The sequence below is a fragment of the Comamonas sp. C11 genome (genome assembly GCF_024496285.1).
GTDB classification, from domain to species: Bacteria; Pseudomonadota; Gammaproteobacteria; order Burkholderiales; family Burkholderiaceae_C; genus Comamonas; species Comamonas testosteroni_F.
In genome coordinates this window covers 4,777,393-4,799,716 of the sequence record NZ_CP101743.1, presented here as the reverse complement: position 1 = coordinate 4,799,716, position 22,324 = coordinate 4,777,393, and the positions used below count along the sequence as shown (strand labels likewise).

The following is a 22,324-nucleotide window of genomic DNA, read 5'->3' as shown; positions in this document are numbered from 1 at the left end:
AAGCGTCTGAGCTGCGTCAGTCGTCAAAAAGACCGATGTAGCTCAGTCCGTTGTAGAGCTTGTCCGGATCGGTGATCGTTTCGCAGGGGTCGGCATAGACAAACATGGCGTTGGCCGTACGAATGCCTTGGGCCTCGCAGGCCTGCACGATGAGTGCGAGCGATATATCGGAGTCCAGGGTGCTGTGGCTCACCAAGGCAGAGACAGGGACCGGCTCGGGCAGCCAGATCACCAGCAGCAGGTCTTCGTCGAACAGAAATTTTCTGCCCAGGTCCTGGCAGAAGCCGCAGCCTGTGACATCTTCGCTGCTGCCCTCGATGTCTTCGACTTCCAGATCCCAGTAACTGTCTGCATGTTCAAAGTAGCGGGCAAATTCCGGCTCGCCCAGCGGCGTATTGCCTATCCAGAAATGCAGTGCAGAAAAAGGCGCAGGCGGCGGTGTCGGGCCCAGCTCATCGACCCAGTCGAACAGGGTGCCGGGCCTGAGGCGGTGGCGCTTTTCCAGCTCCGGAAACCCGCCGCCGGGTGTGCGATTCAGCGCTTCGTCCACCAGGGCTTTGCGAAATGCCAGCGAATAGGTCTTGCCGGATTGGTTATCAGACTTCATTGGGCGGGTCCGTAGTGCATGACCATGAGCTTGTTCAAAGGCTCCGGGTAGTCCCAGAAGGCTTCTTCCAGTTCCTGCAACTGCTCGTGTTCGGCGTCCGTCAGCAGCGCAGGCAGATCGGAGAGGTCCACATTTTCTGGCATGTCTTCAAAGCGCCTGACCACCGCAAACATGTCTTGCAGGCATTGCTGCGTGACGGGCGCGCCTATGGCATGCAGAGCCTGCAGTGTGAGCTGATGGTTCGCCACTCCCCAGTTGCCCAGAAACTGCAGAAAGCCGCCGTTGTTGATATCGGCTTCCATGCGCCACAGAGCCACCAGCTGATGCTGGGCCGGGGATATCAGGGTGACGTCCCATTGGGCGGAGGCCAGCGCGCCCATGGCCTGGTTGTAGAGACTGTCCTGATCCAGGTCCCAGACGCTGACCATGCCTGCGGGAGCCGGCTGCCAAAGCGCCGGCCAGTTCAGACCGTGATCCTCGTCGGTCAGAACCCAGTGCAGCCTTTGATCGGGCGCGGCGCTTTCCAGGCGGATATGCCGCTTGATGGGCTCGGCCAGTTCACGTCCATCCGCCAGTGCAAGCCAGATGGTCTGCTCGTCGATGCGAACGCCTTTGATGCGATTGCTCTGTGGGTCCATGGCTCAGCTTTGTGCGGCGGTCTGATCCATCACCGTCTCGGCCGCCTGGTGCATCTTGGCTAGCTCGCGCGCGGGAATGGGGTGCTCGCCGTTGGCCATGCGTGTCAGCAGTGAGTGCAGCATCTCGGTGGAGAGGCCGTGCAGCACCAGGCGGTAAGCCGCATACAGCGTAGACAGGGGCACCATGGGGTGTTTGTTGTTGAGCAGCACCAGATGCTCTGGCGATGCCAGGATCTTGGCGCAGTAGATGGCAACGGTTTCGTCGAGCTGCAGCGAGTTGCTGGCGCGCCAGAAGTCGTTGTCGGTCAGCAACAACTGGTAGATGGGCGTGTACAGCTCGATGGCGCTTTGCAGGTCGATGACGTTGAAGCGCCCGCGCGGCATGTCTTCGAGTCTGAGATCGGGCTCGCGGATCATGGAGAAATCGGGCTCGGCCACGGGCACCAGTTCCTGCCCGTTCTCACGCAGTGCCTTGTTCAGGCGAATCACGAAGTTGAAGAGGTTGAGGTCGTGCTTGAGAAACAGTTCGTCCTTCACATCGTCGATTTCCATGGGCATCAAGGGTGCGGTGCTGACCTTGGTCGGGGCATTGGCGGCGACGAAGGCCAGCACCTGGGAGCCCAGGTGAAAGTGGCGCATGATGAGCCAGTTGGCCTCTGGCGAGAGAAACTTCTTCATGCCGAAGGCCAGCAGGCGGTGCAGCAGCATGGAGTGCGACCAGCGCTTGGGCAGAAAGATCTTCAGCGCCTGAATGATGATCATGGACAGCCGCGCCAGCGGCCGCATGGCCGGCAGAAAGAACTGGCGCGAGCTGCTGCTGCAGTCGCGCAGCCAGGCGGCCTTGACGTCATCGGGCAGAGGTGTGCTCTGGTCGAGGTAGAGCGCCAGCCAGGGGCTGGGGTCGCGCTCGTCCCAGACATGGTCGTTGAACTCGTTCTTCATGAATCCTCCCGGTGCTTCTTGCTGTTTCTCGTTATCGCTCGGCGAGCACATGTTGGAACTGCATCAGGTACATGGCGGCCGTATTGCGCGCAGTTTGCAGTATGGCCTGCTGGGCCGTGCCTTCGCTGTCCAGCTCCAGCGCCATCTGCACGGCCAGCAGCCAGCGCTCCAGATGGTTCTCGTCGTTGGCGCCGTGGTATTCGAGAAAGCGGAAGGCATCGGGCGGCAGCGGCAGGCTCTGGCGCAGCAGGGGCAGCAGGCTGGGAACGATGCGCTGGCCCGTGCCTTCGATGATGTAGATGGCGCCCAGCAGGCCGATCGGGTTGGGCGTGGCAGCCAGGCTGTGCAGATAGGCATTGAGCGCTTCGCCGCCGGGGTTGCGGCGCAGGCGGTTGATGTCGGTCTCGGTGCCGCCGGCCTTCAGATAGTCGCTGTGCAGAATCTTGAAGTCGTTCTGCTCCTCGCCTGCATGGAGGTCGATCAGCGAGGCCAGCGTGGCGTAGTCACCGGTCAGCGAGGCCGCGCCTTCTCGCATCCACAGACTGCCTTCGCGCACCTGGGGAATCCAGTGGCTCATCCAGCGCAGATAGTCGGTAATCTGCAACTGGCGCGTGCGCATGCGCTGGAGCAGGGGCGTGCGCCAGACATTGCTGCGGTAGTCCTGCCAGATGCTGGCCAGCTCGGTCAGCAGCGGCGCCAGTTGCGATGGCGCAGCGGCCGGGTCATGGGGGGCGGCGATGGTGGATACATCGGGAAGAGCATCATCCGGCAGTGCTGTCGACTGTGCAGATTTCCGACGGAAACTGGCCTCTGGCGTTTGCTCGGTATTCGCATCCGGCTCTACTTCCCATAGCATGTAGCCTGCTGTGAAACGGCCCGACTCGGGGATGAAGCAGAGCACTGTGTCGCCGGCCTTCAGACGCTGGCCCTGTTTTTGCAGAAACTCCGACAGCATGATGAAGATGGAGGCCGCACCCGTGTTGCCGCGCCATGCCAGATTGCTCCACCAGCGCTCGCGCGGAATGCTGAGCTGGGCCTTGTCCAGCAGCTCGTCGACAACAGGGATGAAGCGCTCCGACGAGTAGTGGCAGAGAAAGTGGTCTATGCCGCGTTCGGGAACCCAGCCCTGGTGGGCAAGGGCTGCATATTCGTGAATGCAGACATCGAACAGGTGCGGCAGCAGGCGAATGTCCTGGCGCAGTGCCAGAGCGCCTGCGGCCTCGGCATCACTCCAGGCGGGGAAGTCCAGATGGCTTGTGCCACGATCGGCCGTCAGGCCCAGTTGCATGCACACGGGATAGTCGCCGGCAAAGCTGCGCTGGTGCGTCCACTTGAGCTTGAGGCGCAGTCCGTTGGCCTGGGGCAGGGCCTTGGGGCCGCCCAGCAGCACGGCGCCCGCACCGTCGGACAGCATCCAGCGCAGAAAGTGGGCGTCAAAGTCGGTGTCATAGCCCTGTGCTGCAAAGCGCGAACGCTTGAAAAGGCGCGAAGGCATTTCGCTGGCCACCGACAGGGCCAACGCATGGGCGCCGCTTTCCACGGCCATGGCAGCGGCCTGCATGGCGCCCACACTGGCGGCGCAGACCCCGTGCACGGACAGCGTTTCCATGGGCGGGGCGGCCATCTCGCCCTGAATCATGCTGGCAAAGCCGGGCATCAGCGTATCACCCCCCGAAGAGCCGCTGGACAGAAAGCCGATATCACAGAGCTTCTTGCCAGCCAGAGCCAGGGTCTCCTCGATCGCTCCGGCTGCCATGCGGGCGTTGCTGAACACCGTCTGGCCTTCGCCATTGATGGCGTAGTGGCGGGTCTGAATGCCGTTCTCGGCCAGGATGCGGCGCTTGATGCGCTCGGAGATGCGGTTCAGCGGTGCGACAAACGCATCCATGCCAGCATTGTCCACTGGGGCGCCGGGCAGAAACATGCCGGCAGATTGCAGATAGACGTTGGAATAGGCAACAGGCATAGATCCTCAACAGGTTTTTACTTCACAGCGTCGGTTGGCATCTGCGGCTTGGTTCTTGCCGCGGGCCAGACCAGACCCAATACAAACACGCGTCCCATATAGGGCAGCAGGCCACCCTCGTTCAATGAAGGTGTGACCCGTTGCCGATAAATGCGTTCGTGCAGCCCGCTCAGGTCGGACCAGTGGGCATGCGGGCATTCATGGTGCGCGGTGTGCAGGCCAATATTAAAAAGCAGGGGGTTGACCAGGCCTTCAAAGTTGCGCGCGTAGTTCAGCTCGATACTCGGAGTACTGCGTTGCGCTCTGGTCAGCGGTCGGCCATCGGCGTGGGCATGCTGCAGATAGTTGGTGGCCAGCAGCCAATGCAGGCCGTGCAACTGGGGAACGATGATGAAGATCAACGCCTTTTGCCAGTCCAGCCAGAGAAAGAAGCTCCAGCTGCCCAGCCACAACGCGTATTGCCCCATGCAGTAGCGAAAGGCGCCAGGCCAGTGACGGCGCAGATTGTTCAGCCAGCGAAAGAACAACGGATACAGCACGAAAGCCGCCTGAACAGGGTGAAGCAGATAGCCCCACAGGTGATTGGTATCGCCACCCCATTCAGGCCGGTAGGTGCGTGCCAGATCGCGCGGTCCATGGCGAAATCGATGGTGATTGGCTACATGGGCGGGCCAGAACACAAAGGTGGGGTGACCTTGAAGCAGGGTCAGCCAGTAGTCGGTGAAGCGGTTGGTCCAGCGTCCCCACCACATGCGCACATGGGTGTGGTTGTGGTGAATCACGCCTACTCCCAATGTCAGAAACAGCTCGATGCTGTAGAGAATGAAGCTGAAGCCATGCCTCCATTGCCACCACACGAGCAGCGGCAGCAGGAGCATGTAGAAGACGGATTGCCAGTCCCGCCAGTGGCGCAGGACTGGATACCGGCGCTGGCCTGGGTGCCTGCTCATTCAGTGACTGGAGCTTTTGGGGGTGTTGTCTGCGACCCGCGTGCGCATGAGCTGGTCCATGAAGGCCAGCGCAAAGCCATAGTTGCCTGCCGGGCGCGCGTGGTGCAGATGGTGACGGCGGCTGGCGGCCAGTGGATGGGTGTCGGGGACTGAAGGGAAAAAATCGTAGTTGGAATGGCCGATCAGATTCAGGATCAGACTCAACACCGGCACGGAGGCCAGCGACCAGAAATTGAAGTCATGCACCAACATGGGCAGCAAGATGATATTGCCCAGCATCAGCGCCTCGATGGGGTGAAAGCTGTAGGTGGACCAGGGCGTGGTCACCACGGAGCGATGATGGTCGCCGTGATAGCGCACCAGGCGGCGCGTGTGCAGCAGGCGGTGGTTGATCCAGAAGTGCACATCGTTCCAGATCAGCAGCGCAAAGATCTCCACAGCGATGCGTCCGGCACTGGCGGTGGGCGAGAGCTGGGCCCAGCCCAGTTGCAGAAAGCCCCAGGGAACGATCATGCCTATGCCGAAGATCAGTATGGAATGAAAGGACTGGCGCCATTCACGCTGCAACTGGTCGGGCTTGAGCGGACGTATATCCAGCGGCCTGCCAATACCGGCACGGGCAAGAGATGCCGTCAGAGCGCCCATAAGCAGGCCGCCCAGCAGATAAATACCCCCGAAAAAAACCAGGCCCAATGCCATGACTTGCCAGGCATTGAGCTGCGTGAACCAGGTACCAGCGTCCATGAAGGCTCCAAAAGCGGTGGCGCTGCCCTAGATACAACAATGCGCCCGACGGCATAGCGTAAACCCATGCCTGTCGGGCGCATGATAAAGGACGCCGCAGTAGCTCTCGTTGATACCCGCAGTTGCGTCAGCGTGTGGGATGGAGGAAAACTGGCGCACGTCATCTGCGTGACAGCGAGCAAGCGCCGCCGCGCAGCGAGGCTGTCGTCCCCCCTCGGGGGAAGCCGCAAAGCGGCTCAGGGGGCGTGTTTACTGCGCCGTGATTCCCTGCTCGCGAATGATGGCGCCCAGCGCCTTCACATCCTGCTGGATGCGGTTGCTCAGGCCTTCGGGCGAGCTGCCCACGGCTTGCCAGCCTTGCATGGACAGCTTCTGGCGCATCTCGGGCGTACGCACGATCTCGCTGACGGCGGCCGCCAGCTTGTCCACATGGGCCTTGGGCATGGACCTGGGCGCAGCGACGGCGTTCCAGATTTCCAGATCAAAGTTGTTGACGCCGAGCTCTTTGAGGCTGGGAAGGCCGGGAGCCAGAGGGCTGCGTGCTGCAGAGGTCACGCCGATGCCGTGCAGCTTGCCGGCCTGAATCTGTGCCATGGCCAGTGCCGGAGGGAGCATGGACAGCTTCAAATCGCCGCCCTGAATGCCGTTGAACACCTGGGGATAGCCGGTATAGGGCACGTGCACGGCCTTGATGGCCGAGCGGCTCTTGAGCAGTTCCATGCCCAGATGGCCCACGGTACCGACACCGGGCGAGCCATAGCTCCATTTGTCGCCAGCCTTGGCGGCCGCTTCCATGAAGGCCTTGCCTTGTGGGGCCGACGCAGGGGCCACCAGTACCAGCGGAGCCACGCCGATCAGGCTCACGGGCTGCAGGTCTTTGATGGGGTCATAGCGCACTGCAGGGTTGAGCATCTTGGCAATGGTCATATTGCCGTTGATCATCACGCTGAAGGTGTAGCCATCTGCCTTGGCCACATACTCGCCGGCGATATTGCCGCCAGCACCCACGCGGTTTTCCACGATGATGGTCTGACCCAGCTTCTTCTCCAATGGCTCGGCCAACGCGCGGGCTGTCAGGTCGGGCGAGGAGCCTGCGGGGAAGCCCACGATCAGGTGCAGGGGCTTGTCGGGCCAGTTGTCGGCTGCCAGGACGGCCGGAGCCATTGCTGTCGCCGCCATGGCGACTCCTGCTGCAACCAGGCTGCGGCGGGACAGGTTCTTCAAGATGCGCGAAGTGCGAATAGGCATGGCAGGTCTCTTTTGAATTCTTGATAGGCGATCGGTGTGCGTGAAAGCATGCACCAATGCCGAAAAATAAAAAACCCGGAAATTATCCGGGTTTGAGGTTCAGCATTTCAGCCTTTTAAAGGCTTGAAGCGCAAGTTGGCGTTTACGCAAACTCGGCCAGCGCTTTTTTCATCTTTTTCATGGCGGCTACCTCAATTTGGCGAATGCGCTCGGCACTCACACCGTATTCGGCAGCCAGCTCATGCAGCGTCATGCCGCCAGAGCCGTCGTCATTGACCTTGAGCCAGCGCTCTTCAACGATGCGGCGGCTGCGGTCATCCAGGCCCTCCAGGGCCATGACCAGACCATCGGTTGCCAGATGATCGCGCTGGCGCGATTCAAGCATGGCTGTAGGCTCGTGACTGGCATCAGCCAGGTAGGCGATAGGGCCGAAGGCCTGTTCTCCATCATCGCTGGGAGAAGGATCCAGCAGCACATCGCCGCCGGCCAGACGGGTTTCCATCTCGATGACTTCCTCGCGCTTGACGTTGAGCTTTGCAGCAACCGCATCAATTTCGTTCGAAGTCAGGGTTTCGCGCAGGGCCAGCTCTTCGTCGGCCATGGCGGCATCGGACTTCAGGTCATGCTTCATCGAGCGCAGATTGAAGAACAGCTTGCGCTGGGCCTTGGTCGTCGCGACCTTGACCATGCGCCAGTTCTTCAGGATATATTCGTGAATTTCCGCCTTGATCCAGTGCATGGCGTAGCTGACCAGACGCACGCCCTGATCGGGATCGAAGCGTTTGACAGCCTTCATCAGGCCCACATTGCCCTCCTGAATCAGGTCGCCGTGAGGCAGGCCATAGCCCAGGTACTGGCGCGAGATGGAGACAACCAGACGCAGGTGGGACATCACCAGACGCCCGGCGGCGTCCAGATCATTGTGTTCTTTGAGCTTGCGAGCGTAGTCCTGCTCTTCCTCAAGGGTGAGCATTGGCATACGATTGACCGCCGAGATATAGGCATCCAGGTTGCCCAGCGGAGGTACCAGCGCCCAGGGGTTCGCGGGCGCCAGGGCAGTAGCAATGGAGCCGGAGGCAGTTTTCATTGCAGGTTTCCTTTCTTCCATGATCTTCATATTAGCACTCCGTTAGAGAGAGTGCTAAAGACAAAGTTCCCACAGCTTTTGTTGGTTTTTGACGGCGCAGGTTGTGACCTGCCTGTCGATTCTTCTTGAATTTGTACTTTGTTGGTAATCCACCCTAGTAGCAGGCCTGGCTGATCTTGAAGGCTTGGCAGGCTGCCCGGATCGACAGCCCTCGTTGTTGCACAGCTCGTTGAGCCATCTCGCATCGGCAAGATGGCTTCACCACTTTTTTGCAAGAGCCTCCGCCACGACCTCAGCCTTGAGCTTCTCCTCGATGTACATCTTGCGCAGGCGTCGGTTCTCTTCCTCCTGCTCCTTCATGCGCGCCATCAGCGAGGCGTCCATGCCACCGAACTTGGTTCACCACTTGTAAAACGTCGCCGAGCTGATACCCAACTCTCGGCAGAGCTCGGGGTCCGTCCGAGCGGCCTCTGCCTGCTAGAGTGCATCAATGATCTGGCTGTCGGCGAAACGCGATTTCTTCATGGTAGAGATTCTCCTTTGAGAGTCTCTACTTCTTCGCGTATTGGATTTTTGGGGGGATTACCGTTCGTGACTCAGTGCCTAAACAGCAGCAATCGCCAACACCAGTCGTTGAACGTCAAGTGTCTTGAACGGCCACATCACCCTCGTAACTGGCCACTCGCTTGCGTGGTTCACCACGCACCGGCCTGAATGCCCGTTTCTTCGCTCCATCGAGTGTCGAACTTGCGATCAATCCACGTAGAAACACCATGATCAAGCGTCCAGTCAGCTCCTGGCGGTCGGTGGTCTTTTGCAGTGCAAGCCCATGTGAAAGTGCCATAAAAGCAGCAGCTAGTTCGTGAGGCTCGGCAGGAGTTGAGCGACCAAGCTTTTTAAACAATAGGTCGATCACGCCGCCGATCTCGGATTGGTGTTTGTCCCAAACCTTTTGGTACTCCGTAGCGAAAGATGGGCTACGCCTCGCATGCAATTGCAGTTCTATGGAAAGCATGCACCAGTCAGCATCGTGATTGAGGGTAGAAGCCCAGGCCTCCAGTCGGGCCAGCATTTGCTCGGGCAACTGCGCGTTGTCGCCCATGAGCGTAGTAAGTTGCATCGCTTCTGCATCCATGTGCCGCCGCAGCAACTCTAGCAAGACATCCTCTTTGCTTGAGAAGTTTGAATAAAAAGCGCCTTGGGAATAGCCAGCGTTGTTCGCGATGTCACGGATCGATGCGCCTCCATACCCGTTTGTCACAAACAAGTGCCGTGCAGCGTCGATCAGGTGCTCGCGAGTCTGTGCCCGGCTTTCGTCTCGGGTCAGGCGTCTTCTTGCAGTCGTGGTGCTCATGGCTTTAAAGATATCACATGAGATTCAGATATCGATCGTTGTGTGACCTCGTGTGAATGCTTGCCAAAATAATTTCAGATATCACTTGAGATTTCAAAGTTCCAGCGGTACATTTAAATTTCAAGTGATATTTGAAGATCAGTCGAAATGAAAAAGTACAGCAATCCGCAGTCAGCTTTTGTCACTGGCGCCACAGGCCTTCTTGGCAACAACCTTGTGCGTGAGCTGGTCGCGCGTGGCGTCTTCGTCAAGGCTCTCGTCCGTTCGGAAACCAAAGGTATGCAACAGTTCACAGGAGTGAAGGGCGTGGAACTGGTGCAGGGTGATATGGCAGATGTGCCCGCTTTCTCCAGGGCGCTGCAAGGATGTGACGTGGTGTTCCATACTGCGGCCTTCTTTCGAGACAACTTCAAAGGCGGCAGCCACTGGGAAGAGCTCAAACGCATCAATGTAGACGGCACGCAGCAGCTTATTGAGCAGGCATACGACGCCGGCATCCGGCGCTTCGTTCAGACTTCATCCATCGCAGTGCTGAATGGCGAGCCGGGTGCGCCCATCGATGAGACTTGTCTGCGTGACCTAGCAGATGCTGACGACGACTATTACCGAAGCAAGATACTGGCCGATCAAGTCGTATCGGCCTTTCTTGACACACATCCGGACATGCATGCGAGCTTTGTCTTGCCCGGCTGGATGTGGGGTCCTGCCGATATCGGCCCAACCTCGTCAGGACAATTTGTCAACGATGTGGTGCTTGGCAAATTGCCTGGGTTGCTGCCAGGGAGCTTCTCGGTTGTCGATGCTCGCGATGTAGCGAAGGCGCAAATTTCAGCTGCGGAACGCGGCCAGCGCGGTGAGCGCTATCTCGCCGCAGGTCGCCACATGACGATGCAGGAATTGGTTCCCTTGGTGGGGCAGATCGCGGGAATCAAGACGCCGACACGCAACTTGCCTTTCTTGCTTCTGTATTTCCTGGCGGCGGCGCAGGAACTCTACGCGAAGATCAGCGGTAAACCCATCTTACTCAGCTTGGCGACGGTACGGCTCATGCGCAAGGAGGCGGGACGAAGTCATTTCATTCACACGAAGAGCGAACAGCAACTTCAATTGATATTTCGACCCATTGAGCAAACTGTTGCCGATACGGTCGCTTGGTATCGCCGCCATGGTTGGCTACCCATTGCGTCACCTCAATAACGCCAGGTAAACCTCTTCGTCGCCCTTGTTCTGGGGGATTTGCCGAAGCCAAACAAGGAACGACTGTGACGGAAAAATTGATCTTGAAACTCTTGACGCTCCTTGGAGCCGTCGTTCTTTCTGCGGTTGCCCCGCGTCAATCCGCTGCGCAGAGCATCTTCTCCGTCAGGGCAGCGGACAGCATGGCCGAGTTTTGCAGGAAAGGACAGGCGGAGTACCCGGAAGGCATCGCTCGCATGCATCCTTCGTTCAAGTTCAACATCTGTTGGTGGCTCGAGGATGCAGGCATCGAAGCAAGCACGTTCGATAGCATCGTTGGAAGGTTACCGGAGAACGCGGGGCCGTCGCAGGCGGCTTGGCAGGCGACTTTTAGCAAGCCCGCCCAGGTGCATCTAGCACGAGCGCATGCGGCCGAAGCGCGCGGCGAGAGCGAGAGTGCATCGGCCGAATACAAAAAGGCCGCGTTCTATCTGCGAATGAATCGACTGCCCAAGCAGGTCCCCATTGCGGATCTGTCGGCAACCGAACGAGCTTACGCAGTCCTGGGAAAACCGCTCCAGCGGATCAAATTCAGGACCGGCGAAAAGGATTTCATTGGCTACTTCCGAACACTGTCGACACGAAGCAGCAGCAATAAGAAGCCTCCGGTGCTGGTCATTCTCGGTGGCCTTGACAACCTGAAGACGGAGATGATCCGGCATAGCGACTACTTCATGGGCCGCGGGTTTGCGACCCTCATTGTGGAAAATCCAGACACCGGGGAGAACCCGCTGGGATTCCGTCCGGAGTCCTCTGCAATGCTGGACACGGTTGCCGACTACATCAAGACGCGCCACGACCTAGACACAAGCCGAGTGGCCGTGTACGGCTGGAGTATGGGGGGCTATTTGGGAACTCTTGGCGGGCTGCGAAACGACTTCTACCAAGCGATTGTCAATGTAGGTGGCCCTAGCGATTCGAGCTTCGGACAAGAGCATTGCGAGAAAGCGCCTGCATGGATCGTCGCTCCCTACACCGTGTTTGCCAACATGAATCCGCTGACGACACCTCGTCAGGCGATGTGCGAATACTACGAAGCATTCCAACTCTCCTATCAATTGAAGATGCCCACCGCGGCGCAGTTGCGCAAACCCATCCTCATGGTGAACGGCGCCCGCGAAGATCTCGTATCCAGAAATGAGTCTACTTCTCTTACCGCTCTCGGCTTCAATGTGACGCAACTGGTCTTTGGAGATGACGGCCACACGGCAGAGTCGAACATGCGAGAGCACTTCGAGTTCACCGCGAACTGGCTCATGCGACGGCTAAAAGTCGGCCATTGATTGGACCGCTGACAAGCAATCGATTAACTCTGCTCCCACTCAATGAATCGAGAAATTATTTTGATGCGCCACGGTCGGCCGAACTTGGCTCCAGGCGGCAAGGTTTCGGCACTTGACATGAGGTACTGGATTGAGCATTACGAGCTATCCGAAATCGTAGAACATCCCGTCCCTGTGGCCAGCATAGGCTTGGCCGCCACAGCAAAAGTGATCATTTCGAGCAATGCACCTCGAGCACTGGCGTCTGTTCGAGCATTGGGCCTTCGACCTCATCTTATAGATGAGATTTTTGGCGAGGCGAAGTTGCCTCACGGAAGATGGAGACGACCTCGCTTTTTTTTTTCCCATTTACATGGGCATTTTTTCTCCGGATTGCATGGCTGTGCGGTTTTTCTGGAGGAGTCGAGTCTGCCCGAGAAGCTAAAGCAAGAGCTAATACAGCGGCTCAGCGACTTCAATTGATCGCAAATGAAGGCCCCGTTCTGCTGCTTGGCCATGGCTTCATGAATCGATTGATCGCGAAGCAGTTGGAGTCTGCGGGGTGGATTTGCCGAGAAAGCAGCGGTACGCGGTACTGGAGCGCAGCGGTCTATCAAATGAGGCTGGGGGAAAGGAAATAGGTTGTCACTCGAACGACCCGTCATGTGACCTCGCGGGTTTCTCTCAGAAGTCGATATCCAGGAATATTTCCCCCTAAAGGGGACTCATTTAACCGAGTCGATTCATGGCTGGCTTGCGGCCCTGAGCAGTCACTTATGTGAATGGGTGAGCCAATGGACTTTCGCCATCACGCAGCAGTGTTGCTGTCTCGCGCAACCAGAGTCGGTCTACATCATGTTAGGAAGTTGGGGAATTCTGATGCAATCACCAGGCACGATAGTCGAGCAGGCGCATCAATTAGTCGATCGCATCAGCACGCCGCCAAAGTCTGCGGTCGATTTCGAGGCTATTGCAGACAGCCTTCTACACCTTGCGAACTCCCCTATGTGGCAAGTAGCTCCTTATCCTGTAGCTCGAGTTGGCGAGGAGGCTCTCTATGAACTTGCCGTCGCTGGGGATCGGCCGGCACTGTATCTTGTCTCGGATGGAGTTGGCGTCACAAGTCCTCCTCACTGCCACGAAACATGGGCTGTCGTGGTGGGCATTCGGGGCTTGGAATTGAACCGCCTCTACACGAAGTCCGCTAAGTCCGGAATCGTCGTCGAAACCACCCACGTTGCAGTGGGCTCTGGCGAGGTTCTGCTCCTAGGGCCCGACGATATCCACTCCACCGAAGTAGTTGGCCAAGCTGCTACGTATCACCTCCACCTCTATGGGAGGCCATTGAGTGCTCTTTCAAGTTTTCAAGCCCGTTGCTTCAGCCTTGGTAGCCCATGACGTCCGACGCCAAGCTTGAAGGCCAGCTCGGCAAAACCGACGTCCTCTAGATCGAAATGGTCTAGAACTCAACACGTCGCCAGGCTGCCTTCGGCAACATTTCGCCGATAGCGTTCGAGCGGTAACATTCACTGGACTGTCCATCGGCCTGGAGCGCCAGAAAAGCTACCGGGCTGCACTGCGACCCGAAAAGATCACAAAGCTGCACAGTGCCAGCAGCCACACGGCGATGGCGGCATAGAGCATTACGCCGCCAAAGCTGTGTACCAGTGCCTCGCGGGCAATGTCTGTCAGCGCCTGTGGCGAAGTGGAGGCGCCAGCTCCTGCCTGCAGGGTATACAGGGCTTGCAGGTTGCCAGAGGCAATGCCGTTGGCCACCTCGCGCAGCGCTGCAGCATCGACAGGATCGCGCAATGCGGTTTGCAGATGCTGCTGTACGCCATGCACCAGCAGGAAGCCCATCAGCGCGATATTGATCGACAGCGTAATCATGCGGGCACTCATGTCGATGCCGGACGCCATGCCGGCGCGCGTGCTGGAGACCGCTGCCGTGGTGGTATTTGTCACCGGGGTGTTGGTGATGCCCAGCCCTGCGCCGGCAATCAGGCAGCCCGGCAGCATGTAAAGCCAGTGGCTGTGGGCGAGCTGGCTGCCAGCGAGCATCAGCATGAATCCAAGACCGATGGCGAATAACCCCAGCGGAATGGCGATGCGTGGGCCATAGCGCATGGCGATGCGTTCTCCGACCACCGGGAACACCAGCGTGGGAAGGGTGTAGGCTAGCAGCGAGACGCCAGCGGCCGTGACATCCTGACCTAGCGCACTCTGGAAATAGATGGGCAGGTAGATGATGAACGCCCAGAAGCTGAAGTTCATGCCCATGGAGCCCATCAGCGCACCGGAGAAATTGCACACCCGAAAGACCGAGAAGTCGAACATGGGATGCTGGGCACGCAGTTCCACCCACACAAAGATCGCAAAACTCAGCAGACCCACAGCCATGGCGGCCAGAGCAGACATGCTGCCAAAACCGGTGTCGGAGCCTTGGGTCACAAAGAAGGCCAGGCCGAATACCGCGAGGGACAGCGTGACGATGCCCGCAAGATCCAGCGCGCCGGCCTTGGGGTCATGCGATTCCTGCACGGCGATGGCGGCCAGGAAGAAGGTCAGCGTGGCAATCAGCACGTGTACCCAGAACACCCAGCGCCAGCCCGATAGGGCGACGATCATGCCGCCAATCAGCGGGCCAAAGCCCAAGCCTATGCCGAGCATGACTCCCCAGGTGCTGAAGGCGCGGCTGCGCTCGGCGCCTTGTGGAAATTGGTGCGAGAGGACGGCTACCAGGCAGATCAGCATGGCCCCGCCACTGGCCCCCTGGAACACGCGGCTGGCAATCAGCATCGGCGTGTTCCATGCCAGGCCGCACAGCAGCGATGAAAATGCAAAGAGGGCTATGGAGATCAGAAAGACCCGCTTGCGGCCAAACCGGTCTGCCAGTGTCCCGGTGGCCATGAGCACCGAGACGCAGGCGATGGTGTAGGCATTCATGATCCACTGAATGCCTTTGAAGTCACTGTGCAGAACGGACTCTAGCGTGGGCAGGATGACAGGCACGCTGGAGATTTCAAGGCTGAACATCAGTGCGGCCAGACAGACCGATAGCAGTGCAATGCGATTGCGCCGGTTCGGTGCCAGCTCCAGGCGGCTGGTGTTCAAGAGATCAACATCATTCGAGGACATGGTTGCGCATTCCAGAAAAGGGAAACGGCGTTCTGACGCAGAACGTTCAATGCGAGTCTATGGGAATAAAATTCTTAAATTCACGCATTGATTTCCCATTTTTGGGGAATGAAAGGACCTAATAGAAATGGCTGTGCAAGACCCTCTGGAAGGAGTTTCCACCTTTGTGCAGGTGGTGGAAGCGGGCGGCTTCACCCCTGCTGCCCAGCGGCTTGGTGTGACGCGCTCTGCCGTGGGCAAGGCCGTTGCGAGGCTGGAGGCACGTCTGGGCACGCGGCTACTGCAGCGCAATACGCGTAGCCAGACCCTGACCGAGGAGGGGCAGATCTACTACGAGCGCTGCACTCGGGCACTCAAGGAGCTGGATGAAGCCGAGGCAGATCTGGACAGTGGCCGCATGGAGCCCATCGGCCGCCTGCGGGTCAGCGTGCCAGAAGGCTTTGGGCAGCTGTGCGTGGCGCCAATACTGCTGAATCTGACGCGTCTGTATCCGCAGCTGAGTATCGATCTGTCGTTTGGCGACCGGACAGTGGATCTGATCGAGGAGGGATTTGACCTGGCCATACGCATAGGCCCCCTGCATGACAGCGGCACCTTGTCTGCGCGCCTGCTGGGCACACAGCACATCAGCATCGGAGCTTCCCCGGCCTATCTGGCACGCCACGGCACGCCCGGCAAACTGGAGGAACTCGATGGTCATGCGGTCATCAGTTACTCGCGCTCGGGTGTCGTCGCTCCGTGGAATGTTTCGCCAGTTGCTGGGCGAGGCGGCAGCTCAGACTACCGCCTGCAAGTGCGCTCCCAGATCAGCATGGACGATATCCAGGCCATTGCCGCTGCTGCCGTGGCCGGCTACGGTATTGCCTGGGTACCCTGCTGGCTGCTGAGCAGCTATGCCAAGCGTGGAGAGCTGGTACATATCCTGCCCGACTATCGGGCCCGCTCCTATGAGATCCATGCTCTCTGGCCGCAGACACGGCAATTGCGTCGCAAGTTGCGGGTGGCCATCGATGCACTGGTGGCTGAAATTCCGGCTTTGCTGAATGTCGATGATGATTCGGTGGCAAAAAACGGCAATTCAATCCGTTCTCGGTAAGGGCCGCGCTTTTCCACTAGCGGAGCATGGCCCGGGCGGATGTGTTTGAGCCGCAGAAGGATCACAGTGAGTGAAATGCTTCGAAGTGATCCTGACGACGAAACGTGGAATTTCGCTTGATTGATGCCAATATCCGTGTGACAGCCAGGCTGTCGCATCCAGCTAGCTCAATCGGAGGCGGAGCCTGCCTGAGGCAGGGATGGTTGGGCCGCTGACCTGAATTCCTGCCCCGCATCCCAAACAAGCCATTGAACTGTTGCCCATGCATGGCATGCATCTCAATGGCTTGCTCCCACTTCTTGCTGGCTCACTGGCCGGTCAGCGTGCGAGAAAGTCTTGAACCATATTGTTGAAGACTTCGGCGTGCTCCCACTGTGCCCAATGGCCGCACTGACTGAACACGTGGAATTCCGAGTTGGGAATACCCCATAGCAGGCGCAGGCCGATGTCCAATGGCACAAAGCGGTCGTCACGGCCCCAGATGATCAAGGTCCTGGCCTTGATTTCAGGCAGACGCGCGCCGTAGTCGCTGAACTGCTTCGGGTTGATCTGGGCGCTCTTGACGAAGTTTTCGAGGTGATCACGGCGGGCCAGGATATTGCTCAGACGCTGCTGATAGAGCTCTTCGGTCAGGCTGCTGGTGTCGTACACAAACACATTCATCATGCGCTTGAGGTTCTCCACCGTAGGGTCGCGGTACAGCGCGCCGATGAGCTTGATGCCTTCGGCGGGCATGGGCACGAGGGCGCTGGGGCCGCCGGTGCCGCCGCCCATGAGGATGAGCTTGCCCACCATCTCGGGGTTGGCCAGCGCAAAGCCCACGGCGCTATGACCGCCCATGGAGTTGCCGATGATGTGAACCTTGGCAATGTCCAGCGCGTCCAGCACGCCTTTGAGGCAGCGTGCGTTCAGATCCGATCGCGAGCCTGTGCTGACGATGGTATCGCTTTTGCTCCAGCCGGGGCAGTCCAGCAAAATGACACGGTATCCCGCATCCACCAGCGGTTCGATATTGCGGTGGAAGTTGGCCCAGCCGCTGGCGCCTGGGCCGGAGCCGTGCAGCATGACCACGACTTCACTGCCGGAGCCGACATCGTTGTAGTGCAGCCTCAGGGGCTGTCCCGCCTCGGTGATCGTGACAAAGCGACTACTGGAGGCTTCCGTGTTAGGGGCGTTCATAAATGACTCCGTGAAGGCGGCAGCCACGGCTGGCTGACCGCGAGGATGGTGAAAAGATCAGAGGGAGGCGGCTTCGCGTTGCCTCAGCAGGTCCAGCGCTACGTCGACAATCATGTCTTCCTGACCCCCGACCATGCGGCGCTTGCCCAGCTCCACCAGAATGTCCACGGCCTTGAGTCCGTATTTGGCCGCTGCGGCTTCGGAGTGACGCAGGAACGAGCTGTAAACGCCTGCGTAACCCAGTGCCAGTGTTTCGCGGTCCACGCGCACCGGACGGTCCTGCAGCGGGCGCACGATGTCGTCGGCCGCATCCATGAGCTTGTACAGATCCGTGCCATGGTTCCAGCCCAGGCGCTCCGCGGCTGCGATGAACACCTCCAGCGGAGCATTGCCGGCGCCCGCGCCCATGCCGGCCAGGCTGGCATCCACACGGTCGCAGCCTTCTTCCACGGCCACGATGGAGTTGGCCACGCCCAGGCTCAGGTTGTGGTGGGCGTGCATGCCGGTCTGGGTTTCCGGCTTGAGGATGTCCTTGAAGGCCCTGAAGCGATCGCGCACATCGTTCATGCCCAGCGCACCGCCGGAGTCCACGACATAGCAGCAGGTGGCGCCGTAACTCTCCATGAGCTTGGCTTGCCCGGCCAGGGCCTTGGGCGAGGTCATATGGCTCATCATCAGAAAGCCCACGGCTTCCATGCCCAACTGGCGCGCGTACTCGATGTGCTGGCGGGACACGTCAGCCTCGGTGCAGTGGGTGGCTACCCGCACCACGCGGACTCCGGCCTCGAAGGCAGCCTTGAGGTCGTGGACGGTGCCGATGCCCGGCAGCAGCAAGGTGGTGATCTTGGCGTGCTTGACCACGCTGGCCACGGCCTCTATCCACTCCAGGTCGGTATGGGCACCAAAGCCATAGTTGAAGCTGGAGCCTTGCAGGCCGTCGCCGTGGGCGACCTCGATCGAGTCGACCCGGGCCTCATCCAGGGCCTGGGCGATCTGCCTGGCCTGCTCCACGCTGTACTGGTGACGAATGGCGTGGCTGCCGTCGCGCAGGGTCACGTCGGAGATGTAGATTTTCTTGGTTGGCGTCATGGTGTGTCGTCTCCTCAGGCGGCCACGGCGAGCGTCGCCAGCATGCGTTCGGCCATCTGCTCTGCAGTGCGCAGACCGGCACTGGTCATGATGTCCAGGTTGCCGGCGTAGGCAGGCAGATAGTGGGCCGCGCCCTCGACTTCGAGAAAAATCGAAGTTTTCAGGCCCGTGAGGGCATCGCCCACGCCGGGGATGCGGATCGGGGTGTCGATACGGTCGAACTGCACCTGCTGCTTGAGGCGGTAGCCCGGCACATAGGACTGCACGGCAGCGGCCATCTGCTCCACCGAGGCGGCAATGGCGGCCTCGTCGGCCAGCGCGCTCAGGGTGTAGACCGTGTCGCGCATGATCAGGGGCGGCTCGGCCGGGTTCATGATGATGATGGCCTTGCCCTTGGTGGCGCCGCCCACGACCTCGATCGCCTTGGAGGTGGTCTCGGTGAATTCGTCGATATTGGCCCTGGTGCCGGGGCCTGCACTCTTGCTGGCAATCGAGGCAATGATTTCGCCGTAATGCACCTTGGCCACACGAGAGACTGCGGCAACCATGGGTATGGTGGCCTGGCCGCCGCAGGTGACCATGTTCACATTCGGCGCGTCCAGATGCATGTCGCCGTTGACCACGGGAATGCAGTACGGGCCGATGGCCGCCGGCGTCAGGTCGATCATGCGGATGCCGGGCCTGAGGCTGCGCAGGAAGGCATCGTTCTTCACATGTGCGCCGGCACTGGTGGCATCGAACACAAAGTCGATGTCGGCGAACCCGGGCATGCGCGTGAGGCCTTCCACGCCTTCGTGGGTAGTGGCCACGCCCATGCGGGCGGCGCGGGCCAGACCGTCGGAGTTGGGGTCAATGCCGACCATGGCGCCCATCTCGATGTGCTTGCCATGGCGCAGGATCTTGATCATCAGATCCGTGCCGATATTGCCGCTGCCGATGATGGCGGCCTTGAGTTTGCGCGTCATAGCGTTTACCTTCAGAAAAAAAATCAGTCGATGCCGGCTCCGCTGGACCGGATCAGCGGTGCCCAGCGTGCGATCTCGCTGTGGATGAATTGCCTGAATTGCTCCGGGGTTTGCGGATAGGCCTGCATGCCCTGGCTTTCGAAGCGTTTCTGTATGCCCGGGTCCTGCAAGGCTGCGACCAGCGCACGGTTCAATGTCTGGACCACCGTGGCAGGAGTTCCGCTTCGCACGGCTGCGCCGAACCAGACGCCTGCATCGACACCGGACACTCCCAGCTCCGCCATGGTGGGAACATCGGGCAGTTGGGGACTGCGTCTTTCAGAGGCAATCGCCAGCGCGCGCAGCTTTCTGCCTCGGATCAGCGCTTCGGTTGAACTCGTGGGATCGAACATGAAGTCGACCCGGTTTGTCATCACGTCCTGCAGTGCCGGCACCGAGCCTTTGTAGGCCACATGAGACATGCTTCCACCGGTTTTGCCGCGAAACAGCTCCCCCAGCAGGTGGCCGATGGAGCCCAGGCCTTGTGAGGCAAATGTCAGGCCTTGCTTGCTGCTGCGGGAAAGCGCCACCAGCTCGCTCAGCGTCCTGACAGGACTGTCTGCCGAAACCACGAGCACCAGAGGAGAGGTGACCAGAGACGTTACCGGCTCGAAGTCCTTGACAGGGTCGTAGGAAAACTTGCGGAACAGCGTTGGGTTGATGGCAAACATGGCCGTGCCAGCCACATACACGGTGTGTCCATCGGCTGCCTGTTGAAGCACGGTGCTGGCCGCAATCTGCCCTCCTGCACCAGGCTTGTTGTCAACAATCACGGGCTTGCCCAGCTGTTGAGCCAAATGCTGACCGAGGGCTCGGGCCATGACATCGCTGATGCCGCCGGCGGAAAACGGCAGCACGAGTGTGATGGGCTTGCCGGGAAAGGCCTGCACCGAGCCGAGGCCGCCGATCGACAGGCTGCCCAAGCCCAGAGCCGACTGCAAAAGAGTTCGACGATGCAACATTGGCTGCCTGCTCACTCGATCGAAGCGCCGCTGGCCTTGACCAGAGGACCCCATTTGGTCAGCTCCGACTGCATGAAGCTGCCAAACTGGGCCGGGGTTGACGGGAACGCCTGCATGCCTTGATCGGCAAAACGCTTGACCACTTCAGGGTCCTTCATGGCCTGGTGGATGGCATCGTTCAGACGTTCAACCACAGCTGCAGCGGTACCTGTCTTGACCACGGCACCGAACCACACGCCGGCATTCACACCGGGCACGCCAAGCTCGGCCAGGGTGGGTACGTCCGGCATTTGTGGCGAACGCTTGTCGGCCGCAATCGCCAGGGGCTTGAGTTTCTTGCCGGCCACCAGTGGGGCTGTGGTGATGACCGGGTCGAACATGAAGTCCACCTGTCCACCCATCACATCCTGCAGTGCGGGTGCGGAGCCTTTGTAGGCTACATGGTTGAACTTTCCGCCAACCTTGCCGCGGAAGGTCTCTCCGAGAAGATGGCCGATGGAGCCCATGCCCTGCGAGGCGAAGTTCAGTCCGTCCTTGCGGCTCTTGGCCTGGGCTATGAGTTCCTTGACGCTGGTCAGTGAACTATTGGCAGGGACGACAAGCACCAACGGCGAAGCGATCAGCGAAGTGACGGGACTGAAATCCTTCAGCGGGTCATATGAGAAATTGCGAAACAACGAGGGGTTGATGGCAAACATCTCGGTGGCACCGACATACAGGGTATGGCCGTCGGCCGCTTGCTGGCGCACATAGGCCGCCGCAATCTGGCCGCCTCCGCCGGGCCGGTTGTCAACGATGACAGGCTTGCCAAGCTGCTCCCCCATCTTGCTTGCCAGCGCACGCGCCACGGCATCGGTGATGCCTCCGGCCGGGAAGGGAACGACCATGGTCACGGCACGGTTGGGGAAATTCTGCGCGATGGCGGGTGTACCCACGCAGGCAGCGAGCGAGGCAGCACCGGCTGCGAACAATTGACGTCGATTCCACATGATTTGTCTCCTGAATAATCGTTATGAGCAATGGAAAACGGGGGCGGGAATGCTTTCTAGAAGATTTACCGTTCAAACTGCGCGCACACGGAGCCGACGCCGCTGATGCGGGCTTCGAAACGATCGCCGGCATTCACTGCGACCATGGGGCCCAGGGCACCGGTCAGCACGAGGTCGCCGGCTCGCAGCGCCTGGCCGAGGCTGGCGAGTCGGCGGGCCAGCCAAACGGCGGCATTCAGGGGATGGCCCAGGCAGGCTCCACCGGATCCGGTGGAGACGACATCGCCATTGCGCGTCATCTGCATCTCGCACAGCTTGAGATCCAGTGCGTTGAGCGCAGTCGGTACGGCGCCCAGCACGACCAGACCGCTGGATGCGTTGTCGGCCACGGTGTCAATGAAGCGGATATTCCAGTCGGCAATGCGGCTGCCCACGATCTCGATGGCCGGAAGCACATAGGCGGTGGCGCTGATGACATCCACCAGCGTGGTGTCGGGTCGCTCCAGATCCTTGGCCAGTACCAGCGCCACCTCGGCCTCGACCTTGGGCTGAAGCGTCCGCGACAGGGGCACGACCTCATCGTCGCCATAGAGCATGTCTGCGAACAGCGTGCCGAAGTCGGGTTGGTCCACGCCCAGCTGCTTTTGCACGGCAAGGGATGTCAGCCCGATCTTGCGACCCACGATCCGGCGGCCCTGACTCTGTGCATATTGCACATTGGCCAGTTGCACGGCATAGGCGCTGTCGTTGTCGGCGATCTCCTCGCGCAGGGGAGCAATGGGGGTGGCGGTGGCTTCCGCGTGGCGCAGGCCTGTATTTGCTTGGTGGTCTGC

General features: G+C 59.8%; 19 protein-coding genes and 1 pseudogene. 3 read left to right on the top strand and 17 right to left on the bottom strand.

All coding sequences use genetic code 11. From position 1 onward, the window contains the following. Positions 1–16 precede the first annotated feature (16 nt). The 10 genes and pseudogenes from NOX35_RS22150 to NOX35_RS22105 all read right to left on the bottom strand — a co-directional run bounded on the left by NOX35_RS22150 (position 17) and on the right by NOX35_RS22105 (position 9,536). A complete protein-coding gene (locus NOX35_RS22150; protein WP_256494749.1) occupies positions 17–607 on the bottom strand; it encodes an immunity 22 family protein in 591 nt (196 codons plus the stop codon). After that, complete coding sequence (locus NOX35_RS22145; protein WP_256494748.1) at positions 604–1,245, bottom strand: DUF4375 domain-containing protein; 642 nt, start codon at positions 1,243–1,245, stop codon at positions 604–606. Before NOX35_RS22145 ends, NOX35_RS22150 begins: the two co-directional genes overlap by 4 nt. Positions 1,246–1,248: 3 nt before the next feature. Then, positions 1,249–2,187 carry a hypothetical protein gene (locus NOX35_RS22140; protein ID WP_256494746.1) on the bottom strand — a complete coding sequence of 313 codons (939 nt, stop codon included), beginning with the start codon at positions 2,185–2,187 and terminating at the stop codon, positions 1,249–1,251. A gap of 31 nt (positions 2,188–2,218) precedes the next feature. After that, a complete protein-coding gene (locus NOX35_RS22135) occupies positions 2,219–4,153 on the bottom strand; it encodes an iron-containing redox enzyme family protein (RefSeq protein ID WP_256494744.1) in 1,935 nt (644 codons plus the stop codon). 17 nt (positions 4,154–4,170) lie between these two features. Beyond that, a complete protein-coding gene (locus tag NOX35_RS22130; RefSeq protein ID WP_256494742.1) occupies positions 4,171–5,103 on the bottom strand; it encodes a fatty acid desaturase in 933 nt (310 codons plus the stop codon). Further along, complete coding sequence (locus NOX35_RS22125; RefSeq protein ID WP_182284441.1) at positions 5,104–5,847, bottom strand: sterol desaturase family protein; 744 nt, start codon at positions 5,845–5,847, stop codon at positions 5,104–5,106. 249 nt (positions 5,848–6,096) lie between these two features. After that, positions 6,097–7,095: a tripartite tricarboxylate transporter substrate binding protein gene (locus NOX35_RS22120; RefSeq protein ID WP_182284440.1), complete on the bottom strand. Its 999-nt coding sequence runs from the start codon at positions 7,093–7,095 to the stop codon at positions 6,097–6,099. A gap of 142 nt (positions 7,096–7,237) precedes the next feature. Continuing rightward, a complete protein-coding gene (gene rpoH / locus NOX35_RS22115; RefSeq protein WP_003071304.1) occupies positions 7,238–8,182 on the bottom strand; it encodes an RNA polymerase sigma factor RpoH in 945 nt (314 codons plus the stop codon). 157 nt (positions 8,183–8,339) lie between these two features. Beyond that, positions 8,340–8,707, bottom strand: a pseudogene (locus NOX35_RS22110) (transposase); the annotation flags it as partial. A gap of 115 nt (positions 8,708–8,822) precedes the next feature. Next, a complete protein-coding gene (locus tag NOX35_RS22105) occupies positions 8,823–9,536 on the bottom strand; it encodes a TetR/AcrR family transcriptional regulator (RefSeq protein WP_182284391.1) in 714 nt (237 codons plus the stop codon). A gap of 147 nt (positions 9,537–9,683) precedes the next feature. Here NOX35_RS22105 and NOX35_RS22100 point away from each other — a divergent pair, with 147 nt between their 5' ends. Both NOX35_RS22100 and NOX35_RS22095 read left to right on the top strand, forming a co-directional pair. Then, a complete protein-coding gene (locus NOX35_RS22100) occupies positions 9,684–10,733 on the top strand; it encodes an SDR family oxidoreductase (protein WP_182284390.1) in 1,050 nt (349 codons plus the stop codon). 65 nt (positions 10,734–10,798) lie between these two features. Continuing rightward, positions 10,799–12,055, top strand: a complete 1,257-nt coding sequence (locus NOX35_RS22095; RefSeq protein ID WP_256494741.1) for an alpha/beta hydrolase — start codon at positions 10,799–10,801, stop codon at positions 12,053–12,055. Positions 12,056–13,597: 1,542 nt separating this feature from the next. On the opposite strand, the gene NOX35_RS22090 is transcribed toward NOX35_RS22095, so the two are convergent. Then, positions 13,598–15,172 carry an MFS transporter gene (locus NOX35_RS22090; RefSeq protein ID WP_256494739.1) on the bottom strand — a complete coding sequence of 525 codons (1,575 nt, stop codon included), beginning with the start codon at positions 15,170–15,172 and terminating at the stop codon, positions 13,598–13,600. A 127-nt stretch (positions 15,173–15,299) separates the two neighbouring features. On the opposite strand from NOX35_RS22090, the gene NOX35_RS22085 reads away from it, so the two are divergent. Then, positions 15,300–16,268: a LysR family transcriptional regulator gene (locus NOX35_RS22085; RefSeq protein ID WP_371878502.1), complete on the top strand. Its 969-nt coding sequence runs from the start codon at positions 15,300–15,302 to the stop codon at positions 16,266–16,268. Positions 16,269–16,586: 318 nt separating this feature from the next. Here NOX35_RS22085 and NOX35_RS22080 read toward each other — a convergent pair whose 3' ends face one another. The 6 genes from NOX35_RS22080 to mhpD all read right to left on the bottom strand — a co-directional run bounded on the left by NOX35_RS22080 (position 16,587) and on the right by mhpD (position 22,300). Then, a complete protein-coding gene (locus NOX35_RS22080) occupies positions 16,587–17,447 on the bottom strand; it encodes an alpha/beta fold hydrolase (protein ID WP_182284387.1) in 861 nt (286 codons plus the stop codon). 57 nt (positions 17,448–17,504) lie between these two features. Beyond that, entirely contained in the window at positions 17,505–18,536 is a 1,032-nt protein-coding gene (dmpG, locus tag NOX35_RS22075) for a 4-hydroxy-2-oxovalerate aldolase (protein WP_256494738.1), read from the bottom strand. Positions 18,537–18,550: 14 nt separating this feature from the next. After that, positions 18,551–19,501 (bottom strand): acetaldehyde dehydrogenase (acetylating), encoded by a 951-nt coding sequence (locus NOX35_RS22070; protein WP_256494737.1) that lies wholly within the window; start codon positions 19,499–19,501, stop codon positions 18,551–18,553. A gap of 23 nt (positions 19,502–19,524) precedes the next feature. Then, the gene (locus NOX35_RS22065) at positions 19,525–20,502 is read right to left on the bottom strand and encodes a tripartite tricarboxylate transporter substrate binding protein (protein WP_232538021.1); all 978 of its coding nucleotides are present in this window, start codon (positions 20,500–20,502) and stop codon (positions 19,525–19,527) included. A gap of 11 nt (positions 20,503–20,513) precedes the next feature. After that, entirely contained in the window at positions 20,514–21,491 is a 978-nt protein-coding gene (locus tag NOX35_RS22060) for a tripartite tricarboxylate transporter substrate binding protein (RefSeq protein ID WP_256494736.1), read from the bottom strand. A 65-nt stretch (positions 21,492–21,556) separates the two neighbouring features. Further along, entirely contained in the window at positions 21,557–22,300 is a 744-nt protein-coding gene (gene mhpD / locus NOX35_RS22055; protein ID WP_256496956.1) for a 2-keto-4-pentenoate hydratase, read from the bottom strand. Positions 22,301–22,324: the final 24 nt, after the last annotated feature.